General features: G+C 72.3%; 12 protein-coding genes. All 12 read right to left on the bottom strand.

The window, feature by feature from the left end; translation table 11 throughout:
- Positions 1-2,777: ATP-binding protein (locus RH94_RS12845; RefSeq protein WP_234425732.1), on the bottom strand; the 2,777-nt coding region annotated here is incomplete at its 3' end.
- Between the two features lie 53 nt (positions 2,778-2,830).
- Positions 2,831-3,016: a hypothetical protein gene (locus tag RH94_RS12840; RefSeq protein WP_073947738.1), complete on the bottom strand. Its 186-nt coding sequence runs from the start codon at positions 3,014-3,016 to the stop codon at positions 2,831-2,833.
- 191 nt (positions 3,017-3,207) lie between these two features.
- Positions 3,208-3,774: a GNAT family N-acetyltransferase gene (locus RH94_RS12835; RefSeq protein WP_073947737.1), complete on the bottom strand. Its 567-nt coding sequence runs from the start codon at positions 3,772-3,774 to the stop codon at positions 3,208-3,210.
- The gene (locus tag RH94_RS12830; RefSeq protein WP_073947736.1) at positions 3,752-5,980 is read right to left on the bottom strand and encodes an MMPL family transporter; all 2,229 of its coding nucleotides are present in this window, start codon (positions 5,978-5,980) and stop codon (positions 3,752-3,754) included. Before RH94_RS12830 ends, RH94_RS12835 begins: the two co-directional genes overlap by 23 nt.
- Positions 5,981-6,157: 177 nt before the next feature.
- Positions 6,158-6,613, bottom strand: a complete 456-nt coding sequence (locus RH94_RS12825; protein WP_073947735.1) for a hypothetical protein — start codon at positions 6,611-6,613, stop codon at positions 6,158-6,160.
- A gap of 128 nt (positions 6,614-6,741) precedes the next feature.
- Positions 6,742-8,256, bottom strand: coding sequence for an Asp-tRNA(Asn)/Glu-tRNA(Gln) amidotransferase subunit GatB (gatB, locus tag RH94_RS12820; RefSeq protein ID WP_073947734.1), 1,515 nt, complete (start codon positions 8,254-8,256; stop codon positions 6,742-6,744).
- Between the two features lie 16 nt (positions 8,257-8,272).
- On the bottom strand, positions 8,273-8,515 hold the full coding sequence (locus RH94_RS12815; RefSeq protein WP_073947733.1) for a hypothetical protein: 243 nt from the start codon (positions 8,513-8,515) through the stop codon (positions 8,273-8,275).
- On the bottom strand, positions 8,512-10,005 hold the full coding sequence (gene gatA, locus RH94_RS12810) for an Asp-tRNA(Asn)/Glu-tRNA(Gln) amidotransferase subunit GatA (protein WP_073947732.1): 1,494 nt from the start codon (positions 10,003-10,005) through the stop codon (positions 8,512-8,514). The genes RH94_RS12815 and gatA overlap by 4 nt, the downstream gene beginning before the upstream one ends.
- Positions 10,006-10,011: 6 nt before the next feature.
- Positions 10,012-10,308 (bottom strand): Asp-tRNA(Asn)/Glu-tRNA(Gln) amidotransferase subunit GatC, encoded by a 297-nt coding sequence (gatC, locus tag RH94_RS12805; RefSeq protein WP_006130840.1) that lies wholly within the window; start codon positions 10,306-10,308, stop codon positions 10,012-10,014.
- A 78-nt stretch (positions 10,309-10,386) separates the two neighbouring features.
- The gene (locus RH94_RS12800; protein WP_073947731.1) at positions 10,387-12,633 is read right to left on the bottom strand and encodes a putative bifunctional diguanylate cyclase/phosphodiesterase; all 2,247 of its coding nucleotides are present in this window, start codon (positions 12,631-12,633) and stop codon (positions 10,387-10,389) included.
- A gap of 260 nt (positions 12,634-12,893) precedes the next feature.
- Positions 12,894-15,089, bottom strand: a complete 2,196-nt coding sequence (gene ligA / locus RH94_RS12795; RefSeq protein WP_073947730.1) for an NAD-dependent DNA ligase LigA — start codon at positions 15,087-15,089, stop codon at positions 12,894-12,896.
- Between the two features lie 15 nt (positions 15,090-15,104).
- Positions 15,105-15,900, bottom strand: a 796-nt coding sequence (locus RH94_RS12790) for a methionine synthase (RefSeq protein WP_234425728.1), incomplete at its 5' end; no start/stop codon positions are given.

Genomic DNA, 15,900 nt, shown 5'->3' with positions numbered 1-15,900 from the left:
GTGAGGCGGGCGCGGCGGGCGAGCAGGGCGACGGAGTCGACGAGCGGGCGGGCGCGCAGGTGCTCAGCGACGGCGTGGGCCAGACGCAGCAGTTCGGTGGCGCGGTCCCGCTGGTCCTCGTCGGCCGCGAGCAGCGCCTCGGCCAGGCGGCAGCGGACGCGGGCGAGGTCGTAGGGACGCTCCAGCGCCTCGAAGGCTGCGACGATCTCCGCCCAGTCCTCCGGCCGGCCGTGGCCCTCGGCGCGCAGCAGTTCGGCACGCACCCAGCGTTCGTACGCCTGCCAGACGGGCACGTTGGCGGCCAGCGACTTGGCGGCCCGGCGGATGCGTTCGAGGGTCTCGGGGCGTCCCGGGCCGGCGACGGGCAGTCCGGCCGCGCCGGTCTCCACGGTGGCGGCGGTCAGCAGCAGGGGCCAGCCGTAGCACTGGGTGCCGGGCGGGAAGCCGGCCTCCAGGACGCGCTGGAGTTCGGCGCGGGCGTCCAGCAGGCGGCCCTCGCCCGCGGCGACGCCGATCGCGATGCGGGACAACGGCAGGGAGTGCTGGGGAGCGCAGTCGTGGGTGCCGAAGTGCTCCCGGGCGCCTGCCAGTTGCTCGGATGCTTCGGCGAGGTCGCCGCGTTCGAGGGCGAGTTCGGCGCGGATCCGGGCGTGCAAACCGCGCGGCTTGGCACTCTGCTCGACGTGCCGGGACCGGGACGCCGCCTCGGCGGCCTCCTCCCAGCGGCCCAGGGTGAACAGCGACTCGGCGAGGTTGCCCCACACCCAGGCCTCGCTGTTCAGCAGGCCGAAGCGCCGGGTGAAGGCGATCCCCTCCTCCATGAGCGGCACGGCCTCGCGGGAGCGGCCGACGGACTCCAGTTCGGAGGGCAGGTTGACGTAGGACCGGCCGGCGACGGCGGCGATGCCGTCGGCGACGGTGCGCCTGTTGACCTCGTACATCTCGGCGAGGCCCGCCTCGACGTCGCCGGCCTGGACCATGAGGCTGCCGAGGGTGAGCCGCGCGGTCATCTCGATCTCGCGGGCACCGACCATGCGCGCGTACTCCACGGCCCGTTCGGCGGCGGAGAAGGCGTCGGGACCCGGCACGTGCACCATGGACCAGTTGGCGACGTTGGCCAGCACCTCGGCGTGCACCTCGGACGGCGGCAGTCCGCGCACCAGCTCCTGCGCGGTGCCCAGTTCCCGCCAGCCGTCGCCGTGAGCCTTCGCCTGGGCCAGCCAGGAGCGCTGGACCCAGAACCAGGCGGCCCGCAGGGGGTCGTTCTCGTCCTCCAGGAGACGTAGCGCCCGCTTGATGATTTTCATGGAGCGGTCCCGCTCCCCGCAGAAGCGGCCGGCGACGGCGGCCTCGGCCATCAGGTCGAGGTAGGTCAGCGGGGTGGTCGCCGGGTCGCAGCCGCACGGGGAGTACGTCACGGTGTAGTCGACGAGGCGCAGCCTGGAGCGCACGTCCTGCGGTGCGGCGTCCCACAGCTCCATCGCCCGCTCCAGCAGACCCAGTTGCTCGCTGTAGGCGTGCCGGGCGCGGGCCGCGACGGAGGCGTCGAGGACGGCGGGCAGGGCCTTGGCCGGGTCGTGGGCGTGGTGCCAGTAGCTGGCCAGTCGCATGACGCGCTGGTCGGCGGGGACGAGGGTCGGGTCGGCCTCCAGGGCCTCGGCGTAACGGCGGTTCAGGCGTGAGCGCTCGCCGGGCAGCAGGTCGTCGCTGACGGCCTCGCGGACCAGGGAGTGCCGGAAGCGGTAGCCGTCGCCGGTGCGGGCGGCGATCAGGATGTTGGCGTTCACCGCGTCCCGCAGCGCCTCGATGAGGTCGTCCTCGGCGAGCCGGGCCACGGCGGCGAGCAGTCGGTGCTCGACGGTGGACCCGCCCTCGGCGGCGATCCGGGCGATCCGCTGGGCGGGCTCGGGCAGCGTCTCGACCCGGACGAGGAGCAGGTCGCGCAGGGATGCGCGGAGACCGGGGCAACAGCGCTCGTGGACGGCGACGGCGAGCTCCTCGACGAAGAAGGCGTTGCCGTCGGAGCGTTCGAAGATCTCGTCGACCTGGGCGGGGTCCGGTTCGGTGGCCAGGATGCCGGCGATCTGACGGCCCACTTCCTGGCGGGTGAACCGGGCGAGCTCGAGGCGGCGGACCGTGCGCAGCCGGTCGAGTTCGGCGAGCAGGGGCCGCAGCGGGTGGCGGCGGTGGACGTCGTCGGAACGGTAGGTGGCCAGGACCAGGAGGCGGCCGGTGCGCAGGGTGCGGAAGAGGTAGGCGAGCAGGTGCCGGGTGGAGGCGTCGGCCCAGTGCAGGTCCTCCAGGACCACGACGACGGTGTGGTCGGCGGCGACGCGCTCCAGCAGCCGGGCGGTGAGTTCGAAGAGGCGGGCCATGCCCTCCTCGTCGTACCGGCCCGTGCTCCGCGCGGCGGGAGGCTCGCCGAGTTCGGGCACCAGCCGGGCGAGTTCCTCCTCCTGCCCGGCGGCCGCGGCGGTGAACTCGTCGGGCAGTTCGCGGCGCAGGGCGCGCAGGGCGGTGGAGAAGGGGGCGAACGGCAGCCCGTCGGCGCCGATCTCCACGCAGCCGCCGAGGGCCACGACGGCGCTCCGGCGGGCGGCGGCGCCGGCGAACTCCTCGATCAGGCGGGTCTTTCCGACGCCCGCCTCACCTCCGAGCAGCAACGCCTGCGGCTCTCCCGCGGTGGCGCGGGAGAGCGCGTCGTGCAACGTGCTCAACTCGTCGGCGCGGCCGACGAACACCGGACTGACGGACCTGTTCTCCACAGCCCCGAGCATCGCATGCGGGTCCGACGGCGCGGCACCGGTTTTCCCGGTCCGCGCCACCACGTTCATGCCGCGTGGGTGAACCGGTGCCGGCGGGGGCTGTGGGTATGAGGCTCCGCCTCGGGGGTTCGCCGGGCGGCTGTGCGGCGCGCGGCACGGCGGGCGCTCAGGGCCTCGCGGACCAGCCGGTCCTGCTCGGCGCGGCGGTAGAGCTCGGTGACGCGCTGCTGGTGGAGCTCGAGGTGGAACATGACGTCTCCCTGGTGAGAGGTGGTTTTCGGCATCGCTTCCGGCGATGCCTCCACCTTCCTCTCCCAGGGGGGCCGGCCACATCGGGAGAGTTCCGCATCTTCCCGCGGCGCAGGGGCCTTAGACGCGTGCGGAGGGTCCTCAGAACGGCCGTGAGGCACTGTGGGAAGCCTGGTGAGGCACCCGGTGGCCGTCACCGGCCGCCACACGCGCGTGCCTCGCGCCACTCGGGGGCGAGGACCGCCCACACCTCCGTGTCCTGGCGTACGCCCCGGTAGGGGAAGCTCTCACGGAGCACGCCCTCGCGGATCATCCCCAGCCGCCGCGCCACCTTGACGCTCGCCTCGTTGGCCGACGACGCGTGCCACTCCACGCGGTGCATGCCGCGCTCGTCGAACGCCCAGTCGACGAGCACCCGCGCCCCGCGCGTGACGAGCCCCCGTCCGGTGCCGGCCGGCTCCAGCCAGCAGCCGATCTCGCAGGTGCCGGTCGCCGCGTCGAAGACGCGGAACAGCAGCCCGCCGACCAGCTTGCCCTCCAGCCACAGCCCGTGCAGGAAGCCGCTGTCGGCGGCGCGCTTGTCGGCGTACGCCTGCAGGGTCGCGCGGGCGGAGCCGAGGTCCGTGGCGTTCGCCCCGAACGGGATGTGCCGGGTGATGAACTCCCGCCCCCGGTCCAGGTGCGCGAGGAACTCCGCGGCGTGCCAGGGCTCCAGCGGTCGCAGTTCGGCTCCGTCGTCACCCAGGGATATCGCGTACATCCTGCTGTGGCTCCTTCGCCAGTGCCTCCACGACGTCCGTGATCTTCTCATGGGCGGCGCGGCACTCGGGCGGCTCGATGCTGATCCGGGGCAGCACCCGGTCCAGTGGCCGCGGCAGCCACCAGTTGGCGCGGCCGAGCATGTGCATCAGAGCGGGCACGAGCAGGGTGCGCAGGACGAACGCGTCCAGGGCGACGGCGGCGGCGAGCGCGATGCCGAACATGGCGATCACCCGGTCGCCGCCGAGCACGAAGGCGAGGAAGACCGAGATCATGATGACCGCGGCGGAGTTGATCACCCGGCTGGTCTCGGCGAGGCCGACGCGGACGGCCCGCCGGTTGTCGCCGGTCTCCAGCCACTCCTCGTACATCCGGCTGACCAGGAAGACCTGGTAGTCCATGGACAGCCCGAAGAGCACCGAGACCATGATCACGGGAAGGAAGGGCTCGATGGGTCCGGCCCGGCCGAGGCCCAGGAGCTCGCTGCCCCAGCCCCACTGGAAGATCGCGACGACGACCCCGAAGGCGGCGGCGACGGCGGCGACGTTCATCGCGGCGGCCTTCAGGGGGATGCCGACGGACCGGAAGGCGAGCAGCAGCAGGACGCAGCCGAGGCCGACGACCACGCCGACGAACAGCGGCAGTCTGCCGATGATCACCTGGGCGAAGTCGTCGTATCCGGCGGTGACCCCGCCGACCTGCAGGTCGAGCGAGGTGCCGGTCTGGGCGCGCGGCAGCACCTCGGTGCGCAGCCGGTCGACGAGCTCGCTGGTGCGCTGCGACTGGGGCGCGGAGTCGGGGACGACGGTCAGGTAGGCGGTGGTGCCGCCGGTGTTGTAGGTCGCCGGGGTCACCGCGGCGACGCCCTCGGTGGTGCGCAGGGTGGCGTCGAGGTTGTCGAGGGCGAGCCTGGCGTCGGCCCCGTCCACGCGGGTCACCAGCGTGAGCGGCCCGTTGACGCCGGGGCCGAAGCCCTCGGCTATGAGGTCGTACGCCTTGCGGGTGGTGGCCGTGCCGGGGTCGTTGCCCTGGTCGGAGGTGCCCAGGCGGAGGGAGAGCGTGGGCAGGGCGAGCACGGTGATCACGACGAGGGCGACGGCGCCGAGCAGCTTGGGGTGGCGTTCGACGAAGGCCGACCAGCGGGCGGCGAACCCGGTGGGCAGCTCCGGTTCGGGACCGTTCTCGGCCAGCCGGCGCCGCTCGCGACGGCTCAGGGCGCGCGGGCCGATGAAGGACAGCAGGGCGGGCAGCAGGGTCACCGAGGCCGCGACGGTCAGGACCACGGTCACCGAGGCGGCGACCGCCACCCCGTTGAGGAAGCCCAGCCGCAGGATCAGCATGCCGAGCAGGGCGATGCAAACGGTGGCACCCGCGAAGACGACGGCCCGTCCGGTGGTGGCGACGGCGTTCGTGGCCGCCTCGGTGACGCCGAGTCCGCGCTTCAGTCCGCGCCGGTGCCGGGTGACGATGAACAGCGCGTAGTCGATGCCGACGCCGAGCCCGATCAGCATGCCCAGCATGGGCGCGAAGTCGGCGACCGTCATGGTGTGGCCGAGGAGCTCGATGGCGGCGTGGGCGGTGCCGACGCTCACCAGGGCGGTGGCGAGGGGCAGCAGGGCGGCGGCGAGCGAGCCGAACGCGAGCAGGAGCACCGCCCCGGCCACGGCCACGCCGACGACCTCGGCGAGGTGCCCGCCGGGGGCCTTCGTGACCCCGATCGCGCCGCCGCCGAGCTCCACCTGGAGCCCGTCGGTCTCGGCGGCCTTGGCGGCCGAGACCACGGCCTGCGCCTCGGGCTCGGTGATGTCCTGGGCCTCGTGGGTGAAGGTGACCGTGGCGTACGCGGTGTGTCCGTCGCGACTGACCTGGTGCGCCCCCTGGCCCTTGTAGGGGCTGGTCACGGAGGCCACCTGGGGCAGGGCGGCGATCCGGTCCAGGGTGCGGGTCATCGTCTGCTCGACGTCGGCGGCGCGCACGGTGCCGGCCGTGGTGTGCCAGACGACGGTGTCGCTGTCGCCGCCGAGTCCGGGGAAGCCCTCCCGGAGCAGCTGGGTGGCGCGGCCCGACTCGGTGCCGGGGACCTCGTAGTCGTTGGAGTACGCCGAGCCGGTGACGGAGGCGGCCGTGGTGACCCCGCCGAGGGCGAGGATCCAGAGCAGTACGACGACGAGGCGGTGCCGGACACACCAGCGTGCTAGGGCTGCCACGAACGTGCTCCCAGGGGGTATGTGGATCTTTGACCGGGAACAGTCGTCCATGATCGGAACGGCCCGCAAAGAACGCATGAGCAATCTGAAGCCACTCTTGCAGGCAAATATGATCGTTTGCCTCGTTCGTGGCTTTATTCACATGAGTGCGACCCAATTCACAGGGCAGCCGGCCACTCAGTCGAACTGATCGCCGAGCGCCATCACCATCACCCCGGCGATCAGCAGCCACAGCGCACGCCGGGTGCGGCCGCGGGAGCCGAGGAAGGCCGCGAGGGCGCAGACGGCGGCACCGATCGCGTAGGCGGCCGGGACGAGCGCGGGGGCCGGGCCGGTGAGCCGCAGCAGCGCCGCGGCGAGTCCGGCGAGCGTCAGCAGCGCACCGGCGCCGGACGCGGTCCAGCGGGCGCGGCGCGCGACCTGGGCGGGGTCCTCCTCCTCGTCCTCGGCGTCGCTCTCGTCGTCGTCCTCGCCATCGTCCTCTCTGCCGCCCTCGCCGTCGTTCTCGACCTCGTCCCCGGCTCTGTCCTCCGCGTCCTCGGTGTCGTCGGCGTCGTCCCGCACCGCGGCGGCCTGGACGGCGTCGGCCTCGGATATCTCGGGGTGCGTATCGGAATCGGCGCGTCCACTCATGGCGGGCGAGCGTAGCGCCTGCGGCCGGCGGCCCTGACGCGGGGTTGGGCGTGCCCCTTGTGACGGCACGCCGCGGGGGGTGCACCGGATCCGGTGCACCCCCCGCGGCGTGGTGCGCGAGAGCCGGCTCAGCCCTCGCCGACGCCCAGCTTCTGCAGGATCAGCTCCTTGACGCGGGCCGCGTCGGCCTGGCCGCGGGTGGCCTTCATGACCGCGCCGACCAGGGCACCGGCCGCGGCCACCTTGCCACCGCGGATCTTGTCCGCGACGGCCGGGTTGCCGGCGATGGCCTCGTCGACGGCGGCGGTCAGCGCGCCCTCGTCGGAGACGACCTTCAGGCCGCGCTTGTCGACGACCTCGTCCGGGGTGCCCTCGCCGGCGAGAACGCCCTCGATGACCTGGCGGGCCAGCTTGTCGTTCAGATCACCCTTGGCGACCAGCTCGGTGACCCGGGCGACCTGCGCCGGCGTGATCGCGAGCTCGTCCAGGGCCTTGCCGGACTCGTTGGCGGCACGGGCGAGCTCGCCCATCCACCACTTGCGGGCGGAGGCCGCGTCGGCACCGGCCTCGATCGTGGCGACGATCGGGTCCAGTGCGCCGGCGTTGAGGATCGCCTGCATGTCGGTGGCCGAGATCGCCCACTCCTCGCGGAGCCGGTTGCGGCGCACCAGCGGCAGCTCCGGCAGCACGGCGCGGATCTCCTCGACCCACTCGCGCGACGGGGCCACCGGCACCAGGTCCGGCTCCGGGAAGTACCGGTAGTCCTCGGCCTCCTCCTTCACCCGGCCCGAGGTCGTCGACCCAGTGTCCTCGTGGAAGTGGCGGGTCTCCTGGATCACCGTGCCGCCGCCGGAGAGCACGGCGGCGTGGCGCTGGATCTCGTAGCGGGCCGCGCGCTCGACGGACCGGAGCGAGTTGACGTTCTTCGTCTCCGAGCGCGTGCCGAACTTGTCGGCGCCCTTGGGCATCAGCGACAGGTTCACGTCACAGCGCATCTGGCCCATCTCCATCCGGGCCTCGGACACGCCGAGAGCCCGGATGAGCTCGCGCAGCTCACGGACGTACGCCTTGGCGACCTCGGGGGCGCGCTCGCCGGCACCGGTGATCGGCTTGGTGACGATCTCGATCAGCGGGATGCCGGCGCGGTTGTAGTCCAGCAGGGAGTGGGACGCGCCGTGGATACGGCCGGTGGCGCCGCCCACGTGGGTGGACTTGCCGGTGTCCTCCTCCATGTGGGCGCGCTCGATCTCCACGCGGAAGACCTCGCCGTCCTCCAGCTGGACGTCGAGGTAGCCGTCGAAGGCGATCGGCTCGTCGTACTGGGAGGTCTGGAAGTTCTTCGGCATGTCCGGATAGAAGTAGTTCTTCCGGGCGAAGCGGCACCACTCGGCGATCTCGCAGTTCAGCGCGAGACCGATCTTGATGGCGGACTCCACGCCGGTCGCGTTGACGACCGGGAGCGCGCCGGGCAGGCCGAGGCAGACCGGGCAGGTCTGGGTGTTCGGGTCGGCGCCGAGCCCGGTCGAACAGCCGCAGAACATCTTGGTCTTGGTGCCGAGTTCGACATGGACCTCGAGGCCCATGACGGGGTCGTACGACGCCAGGGCGTCCTCGTACGACACCAGGTCGGTCGTGGTGGTCACGGTGAAAACTTCCCTCTCAGCCCAGCAGGACGTCGTCGTCGCCCAGCCGCTTCAGCTCGCGGTAGAGGATGGCGAGGCCGGTGACGATCGCGACGGCGGACACGGTGGCGTCGATCAGACGCAGCGTGTCGTGTTCGACGCGGGCCTTCTTGATCTGCTTGGCGACACCGAACGCGCCGAACGCGGTGGTGGCCATGGACAGGTACGTACCGGACTTGGACTTCTTGAAGCCCTTGGCCTTCTGCAGTGCCTTGCTCACAGCGACGGAGCCTCCTCGAGCAGCGGATGCCCCCACTTTTCCACGAAGGCGGCCTCGACGGCGGCACCCACCTTGTACAGGCGGTCGTCCTTCATCACCGGGGCGATGATCTGCAGGCCGACCGGGAGGTTGTCCTCGGGGGCGAGACCGCAGGGCAGGGACATGGCCGCGTTGCCCGCCAGGTTGGTCGGGATGGTGCACAGGTCGGCGAGGTACATCGCCATCGGGTCGTCGGCGCGCTCGCCGATCGCGAAGGCGGTGGTCGGGGTCGTCGGGGAGACGATCACGTCGACCTGCTCGAACGCCTTGTCGAAGTCCTGCTTGATGAGGGTGCGGACCTTCTGGGCGCTGCCGTAGTACGCGTCGTAGTAGCCGGAGCTCAGCGCGTACGTACCCAGCATGATCCGGCGCTTGACCTCCGCGCCGAAGCCCTCCTCACGGGTGAGGGAGGTGACCTCCTCGGCGGAGCGGCTGCCGTCGTCGCCGGCGCGCAGACCGTAGCGCAGGCCGTCGAAGCGGGCCAGGTTGGAGGAGCACTCGGACGGCGCGATCAGGTAGTACGCCGACAGGGCCAGGTCGAAGGACGGGCAGTCCAGCTCGACGATCTCGGCGCCCAGCTCCTTCAGCAGCTCCACGGCCTCGTCGAAGCGCTGGACGACGCCGGCCTGGTAGCCCTCGCCGCGGAACTGCTTGACGACGCCGACGCGCATGCCCTCGACGCTGCCGTTGCGGGCGGCCTCGACGACCGGCGGGACCGGCTCGTCGATGGAGGTGGAGTCGAGCGGGTCGTGCCCGGCGATCACCTCGTGCAGCAGGGCCGCGTCCAGGACCGTGCGGGCGCAGGGGCCGCCCTGGTCGAGGGAGGACGAGAAGGCGACCATGCCGTAGCGGGAGACCGCGCCGTACGTCGGCTTCACGCCGACCGTGCCGGTGACGGCGGCCGGCTGGCGGATGGAGCCGCCGGTGTCGGTGCCGATGGCGAGCGGGGCCTGGAAGGAGGCGAGCGCGGCGCTCGACCCGCCGCCGGAGCCGCCGGGGATCCTGGTGAGGTCCCAGGGGTTGCCGGTCGGGCCGTAGGCGCTGTTCTCGGTGGAGGACCCCATGGCGAACTCGTCCATGTTGGTCTTGCCGAGGATCACCACGTCGGCGGCCTTGAGCCGCTGGGTGAGGGTCGCGTCGTACGGCGGGATCCAGCCCTCGAGGACCTTGGAGCCGACGGTGGTCGGCACGCCCTCGGTGGTGAAGATGTCCTTCAGCGCGAGGGGAACGCCGGCCAGCGGGCCCAGCTTCTCCCCGCGCTCGCGCTTCTCGTCGACGGCGCGGGCCTGGGCGAGGGCGCCCTCGCGGTCGACGTGCAGGAAGGCGTGCACCTTCTCGTCGACGGCCTCGATCCGGGCGAGGTGGGCTTCGGTGACCTCGACGGCCGTGAGCTCGCCGGAGGCGATCTTCTCGGCGGTCTCGGCGGCGGTGAGCCTGATGATGTCCGTCATGATTGCTTACTCCTCCCCCAGGATCTGCGGCACCTTGAAACGCTGCTGCTCCTGGGCCGGGGCTCCGGAGAGCGCCTGCTCGGGGGTGAGCGACGGACGGACCTCGTCCGCGCGCATGACGTTGGTCAGCGGCAGCGGGTGGGAGGTCGGCGGTACGTCTTGGTCGGCGACCTCGCTGACGCGGGCCACCGCGCCGATGATGTCGTCCAGCTGTCCCGCGAAGTGGTCGAGCTCTTCGGGCTTCAGCTCCAGACGCGCCAGCCGGGCGAGGTGGGCGACCTCCTCGCGCGTGATGCCAGGCATGCAGCGTTCCTCTGGTGAGTGTGTGTGGTTTGGGCCCAATCCTAGGGGGCCGGGACCACTACCTGTGAAACGGTCGGCTCACTCGTCGGCCGCCGCCGCGGGCAGCGCGGCGGCGGGGCGCACCCAGCCGCGCGACCCCCGCGCCCGCAGCCACGCCGTGGTCTCCTCCGGGGGCATCGCGGCGGCGACGAGCCAGCCCTGTACGGCGTCGCAGCCCAGGTCCCGCAGCCGCTCCCAGGTCTCGTCGTCCTCGACGCCCTCCGCGACGACGAGCAGGCCGAGGGAGTGCGCGAGGTCGACGGTGCAGCGCACGATCTCGGCGTCCTCGGTGTCGACCGCCAGCCGGGCCACGAACGAGCGGTCGATCTTCAGCTCGCTCACCGGCAGCCGCCGCAGGTGCACCAGCGAGGAGTACCCGGTGCCGAAGTCGTCCAGCGACATCTTCACGCCGTGCCCGGTCAGGGCGTGCAGGGTGTCGGCGGCCCGCTGCGGGTCCTCCAGCAGGACGTGCTCGGTTATCTCCAGTTGCAGCGCTCCGGCCGGGACGCCGTGCCGGGCCAGCCGGGCGGCCACCGAGCCGGCGAAGCCGGGGACGTGCACGTCGCGCGGGGAGACGTTGACCGCGACCGGTACGTACAGGCCCTGCGCCCGCCACCGGGCGACCTGTTCGAGCGCGGTCTCCAGCACGTAGTCCGTCAGGTGGGGCATCAGCCCGGAGGACTCGGCGATCGCTATGAACTCGTCCGGCGGCACCTTGCCGCGCTCGGGGTGGACCCAGCGCACCAGCGCCTCCAGGCCCGCGACCTGCCCGTCGAAGCGGACCTTGGGCTGGTAGTGCAGCTGGACCTCGTGGGCGTCCAGGGCCCGGCGCAGGTCGCCCAGCAGCCCCAGCCGGTCGGGGGTGTTGGAGTCCCGCTTGGACTCGTAGACCTCCACTCCCGTGCGGTCCCGCTTGGCCTGGTACATCGCCACGTCCGCCCGGCGCAGCATGCCCTCGGCGTCCAGGGCGTGGTCGGGGAAGACGGCGACCCCGGCGCTGGCCTCCAGGACGAGGGTGAGCCCGTCGAGGTCGAGCGGGGAGCTGAGGGCGGTGACCAGGGCGCGCGCGACGCGGGTCGCGGACGTCGTGGAGTCGGCGACCGGCAGCAGCACGGCGAACTCGTCGCCGCCGAGCCGCGCGGCCTCCGCTCCGCGCGGCAGCGCCTGGCGCAGCCGGTCGGCGATCTGCAGCAGCAGCCGGTCCCCGGCGAGATGGCCGAGCGTGTCGTTGACCGAGCGGAAACGGTCCAGGTCGATCAGCATCAGGGCGGACCGGGCGTCGATGCGTTCGGCCTCGTCCAGGGCGGTCCAGATGCGCTCCAGCAGCCACTGCCGGTTGGGCAGCCCGGTCAGCGGGTCGCGCAACTGCTCCTCGGCCCGGGCGCGGGCCATCCACAGGGTGGAGTCCAGCGCGATGAGCGGGATGGCGAACAGCGGCAGCAGGACGGGTTCGGCCACGGCGACGACGCAGATCAGCGGGGCGATGCCGAGCAGGGCGACGGCGACCAGGCCCTGTCTGACCAGGGCGGTGCGGGCGACCGTGGGCACTCCGGCGGTGCGGGAGATGTGCAGGAACCACAGCAGGGTGCGGGTGACCGCGAGGTAGGCGGCGGCGACCAGCACCACCTGCAGGGCGGTGTACGCGGTCCAGCCGTCCGGGTTCCACGGGCGCTCCACGGTCGGTACGCGGCCGAGGGCGCCCAGCACCAGGGCGCCGGCGCCGATGCCGAGGATGTCCACCGCGCCGTGTACGACGCCCTGGCGCCAGCGGTGGCGGCGGGCTATGCCGACCAGGACGACGACGGTGAGGCTGACCATGCCGGCGGGCACCCAGCCGTGGAGCAGCAGCACGGCGAGGGTGAGGGCGGTGCCGGAGCCGGTGCCGCCCCACCAGCGGGCCCGGCCGAGCATGACCAGGTGACCGACGATGACGCCGGTGAGCACGGCCAGGGACCAGCCGACGGTGCCGGACGGGAAGAGCGCGTGGCCGCCGGTGAGTGCCATGCAGGAGCCGGCGCCCAGGGCGAGGGCGGCCGCGGTGACGACCACCGCCGGCAATGTGGGCCGGAACCGGTGCTGTTCGGGTTCGGCACCCGGCAGTCCGGAGGCGTGTCCGACGGCCGGCGGTACGGGGGCGCGGAGTTCCGTCGCGGTGTACTGTCCGGCGACGTAGCCGGAGCGTTCCTTCGCGCCCGGCCGTTCCGGTGTCCGCCCCCGGATCCCCCGCCAGGCGTCGGCCAGTCGGCGCAGCCGTGAGTGCGGGGCGGCGCTCTCCGTCGGTTCCATTCCCGTCCCTCTCACAGCCGGCGGTGCCCACGCCACGCGGTCCGCTGCCCGACGACCACGGGGCGGCACCGCGCTGGAAAACCCTTCCCCGTGCTCATGGCGAGCACGGGGATGCCCCGACCGCAGCTGGGCATGGCAGGCGCACACCTCAACAGTAGGCCGCAGAAGCCTTTCACGGGCAGCGGTCGTCGACGGTTGCCCGAATGCGCCCCGGCCACCCGTATGCATCTGGTATGCGCCGAACGGGGGGACTTCAACCACTACTCGCCGGTCGGAAGCGCGACTTCGGCCGCCGCGTCCGGGCCCTGCTCCAACAGGACGCCGAAACCGTCCTCGTTGAGGACCGGAACTTTGAGCTGCATCGCTTTGTCGTATTTCGAACCGGGATTGTCGCCTGCGACCACAAAGGAAGTCTTCTTCGAAACCGAACCGGTCACCTTCGCTCCCCGGCTCTGCAGCGCCTCCTTGGCGCCGTCCCGGGTGAACTTGTCGAGGGTGCCGGTGACCACGACCGTCAGGCCTTCGAGCGGGCGTGGCCCCTCGTCCTCACCGGTGCTCTCGTCCTCCAGCGGCACCCCGGCGGCCTTCCACTTGCGGACGATCTCCCGGTGCCAGTCCTCGGCGAACCACTCCTTCACCGCGGCGGCGATGATCGGTCCCACGCCGTCGGTGTTCGCCAACTCCTCCTCGCCGGCCTGCTCGATGCGGTCGATGGAGCGGAACTCGCGGGCCAGGGCCTGGGCGGCGACCGGTCCGACGTGGCGGATGGAAAGTCCGTTCAGGAAGCGGGCCAGCGGGCGGTCCTTGGCCGCCTCGATGTTCCGCAACAGCGCCAGGGTGTTCTTCTTCGGCTCGCCCTTCTGGTTGGCGAAGACGGTGACGACCTTCTCCTCGCCCGTCTTCGGGTCGCGCTTGGGCAGCCCGCTGTCCGGATCGAGGACGTAGGCCTTGATGGGCAGCAGCTTCTCCACCGTGAGATCGAACAGGTCGCCCTCGTCGACGAGCGGCGGGTCGGCCGGCTCCAGCGGGCGGGTGAGCGCGGCCGCCGCCACCTCGCCGAAGTGCTCGATGTCCAGGCTCTCCCGGCCCGCGAGGTAGGAGACCCGCTCCCGCAACTGGGCCGGGCACGTACGGGCGTTGGGACAGCGCAGGTCCACGTCGCCCTCCTTCATCGGCTTGAGCCGCGTACCGCACTCGGGGCAGTGTGACGGCATCACGAACTCCCGTTCACCGCCGTCGCGCAGGTCGACGACCGGACCGAGGATCTCCGGGATGACGTCACCGGCCTTGCGCAGCACCACCGTGTCGCCGATGAGCACACCCTTGGCCTTGACCACGTCCTGGTTGTGCAGGGTGGCGAACTCGACCTCGGAGCCGGCCACCGTGACCGGCTCGACCTGCGCGTACGGCGTGACCCGGCCGGTGCGGCCGACGCCCACCTTGATGTCGATCAGCTTGGTGTTGACCTCTTCGGGCGCGTACTTGTACGCGATCGCCCAGCGCGGCGCGCGTGCCGTGGAGCCCAGCCGGCCCTGGAGGCGGATCTCGTCGAGCTTGACGACCACTCCGTCGATCTCGTGCTCCACCGAGTGCCGGTTCTCGCCGTAGTACGCGATGAACTCCCGGATGCCTTCCAGGTCGTCGACCACCTTGTTGTGCCGGGAGGTGGGCAGGCCCCAGGCGTGCAGCAGGTCGTAGGCGTGGGAGAGGCGGTCGATGCCCTTGAAGCCCTCCAGGGCGCCGATGCCGTGCACCACCATGTGCAGCGGCCGGGTGGCGGTGACCCGGGGGTCCTTCTGGCGCAGTGAACCCGCCGCCGCGTTGCGCGGGTTGGCGAACGGCTTGTCACCGGCCTCGACCAGACGGCGGTTGAGCCCCTCGAACTTCTCCATCGGGAAGTAGACCTCGCCGCGGATCTCCACGAGGTCCGGGACGCGGTCGCCCTTCAGCCGGTCCGGGATCTCCGCGATGGTCCGGACGTTGGGCGTGATGTCCTCGCCGGTGCGGCCGTCGCCGCGGGTCGCCGCGCGCGTGAGCCGGCCGTGCTCGTAGGTGAGGTTGACGGCGAGTCCGTCGACCTTGAGCTCGCACAGGAAGTGGTACTCCTGGCTGCCCAGCTCCTTGGCGATGCGGTCGGTCCAGGCGGCGAGGTCGGCGTCGTTGAACGTGTTGTCCAGGGAGAGCATCCGCTGCCGGTGCTCGACGGCGGTGAACTCCGTCTCGTAGGAACCGGCGACCTTCTGGGTGGGCGAGTCGGGCGTGCGCAGCTCCGGGTACTCCTCCTCCAACTCCTCCAGGGAGCGCAGGAGCTGGTCGAACTCGGCGTCGCTGATGACGGGGGCGTCCTTGACGTAGTACCGGAAGCGGTGCTCCTCGACCTGCTCCGCGAGCTGCGCGTGCTTCTCCCGTGCCCCTGCGGGCACCCCTGTCTCCGCCTGCTGCTTGTCGCCGGCCACCGTGTTGTCCTCCCGTTACTCTGGGTTGTCCGCGAGGGATCTCGCCGCCTGGACGCAGTGGGCGAGCGCCCGGCGTGCGTAGGCGGGGGAAGCACCCGCGAGTCCGCACGCCGGAGTGACCGTGACCGTCTCGGCGAGAAGCCCCGGTTCCAGCCCCAGCCTGCGCCACAACGTCCTGACCCCCATGACGCTACCGGCAGGGTCCGACAACGGGCCGTCCGTGCCGGGCACGACGCCCGCGAAGAGCCGGGTACCCGCCTCCACCGCTTCCCCGATCGCCTCGTCGTCACGCTCGGTGAGGAGCGAGACGTCGAGGGAGACCGCCGCGGCGCCCGCCCGGCGCAGCAGGGCGAGCGGCACGTCCGGCGCGCAGGAGTGCACCACGACCGGACCCTCGGTCTGCACCCCGAGGACGTCCCGGAGCGTGGCCTCCACGACCTGCCGGTCGACGGCGCGGTGGGTCCGGTAGCCGCTGGCGGTCCTCACCTGCCCGCGCAGAACGGCGGTCAGGGACGGCTCGTCGAGCTGGAGGACGAGCCGGGCGCCGGGAACGCGCCGCCGCACCTCCGCGAGATGGAGCCGCAGCCCCTCGGCGAGCGAGGCGGCCAGGTCCCGGCAGGCCCCGGGGTCGGAGAGGGCCGCCTCGCCGTTCCTGAGCTCCAGGCCGGCGGCGAGCGTCCACGGCCCCACCGCCTGCACCTTCAGCGCACCCTCGTAGCCCTGGGTGAACTCCTCCAGGGCGTCCAGGTCCTCCCCGAGCCAGGACCTCGCCCGCTTGGTGTCCCGTCCCGGCCGGTCCCCGATCCGCCAG

It is taken from the genome of Streptomyces kebangsaanensis, assembly GCF_001906585.1.
In the GTDB taxonomy this organism is placed as follows: domain Bacteria; phylum Actinomycetota; class Actinomycetes; order Streptomycetales; family Streptomycetaceae; genus Streptomyces; species Streptomyces kebangsaanensis.
The sequence above is the reverse complement of the archived record's forward strand: the minus strand, read 5'-3'. Positions and strand labels throughout refer to the sequence as shown.

Coding starts and splice junctions, on each gene's coding strand:
- gatA (WP_073947732.1), bottom strand. CDS start 10,005: ATGACGGACATCATCAGGCTCACCGCCGCCGAGACCGCCGAGAAGATC.
- RH94_RS12825 (WP_073947735.1), bottom strand. CDS start 6,613: ATGAGTGGACGCGCCGATTCCGATACGCACCCCGAGATATCCGAGGCC.
- RH94_RS12835 (WP_073947737.1), bottom strand. CDS start 3,774: ATGTACGCGATATCCCTGGGTGACGACGGAGCCGAACTGCGACCGCTG.
- RH94_RS12800 (WP_073947731.1), bottom strand. CDS start 12,633: ATGGAACCGACGGAGAGCGCCGCCCCGCACTCACGGCTGCGCCGACTG.
- RH94_RS12840 (WP_073947738.1), bottom strand. CDS start 3,016: ATGTTCCACCTCGAGCTCCACCAGCAGCGCGTCACCGAGCTCTACCGC.
- gatC (WP_006130840.1), bottom strand. CDS start 10,308: ATGCCTGGCATCACGCGCGAGGAGGTCGCCCACCTCGCCCGGCTGGCG.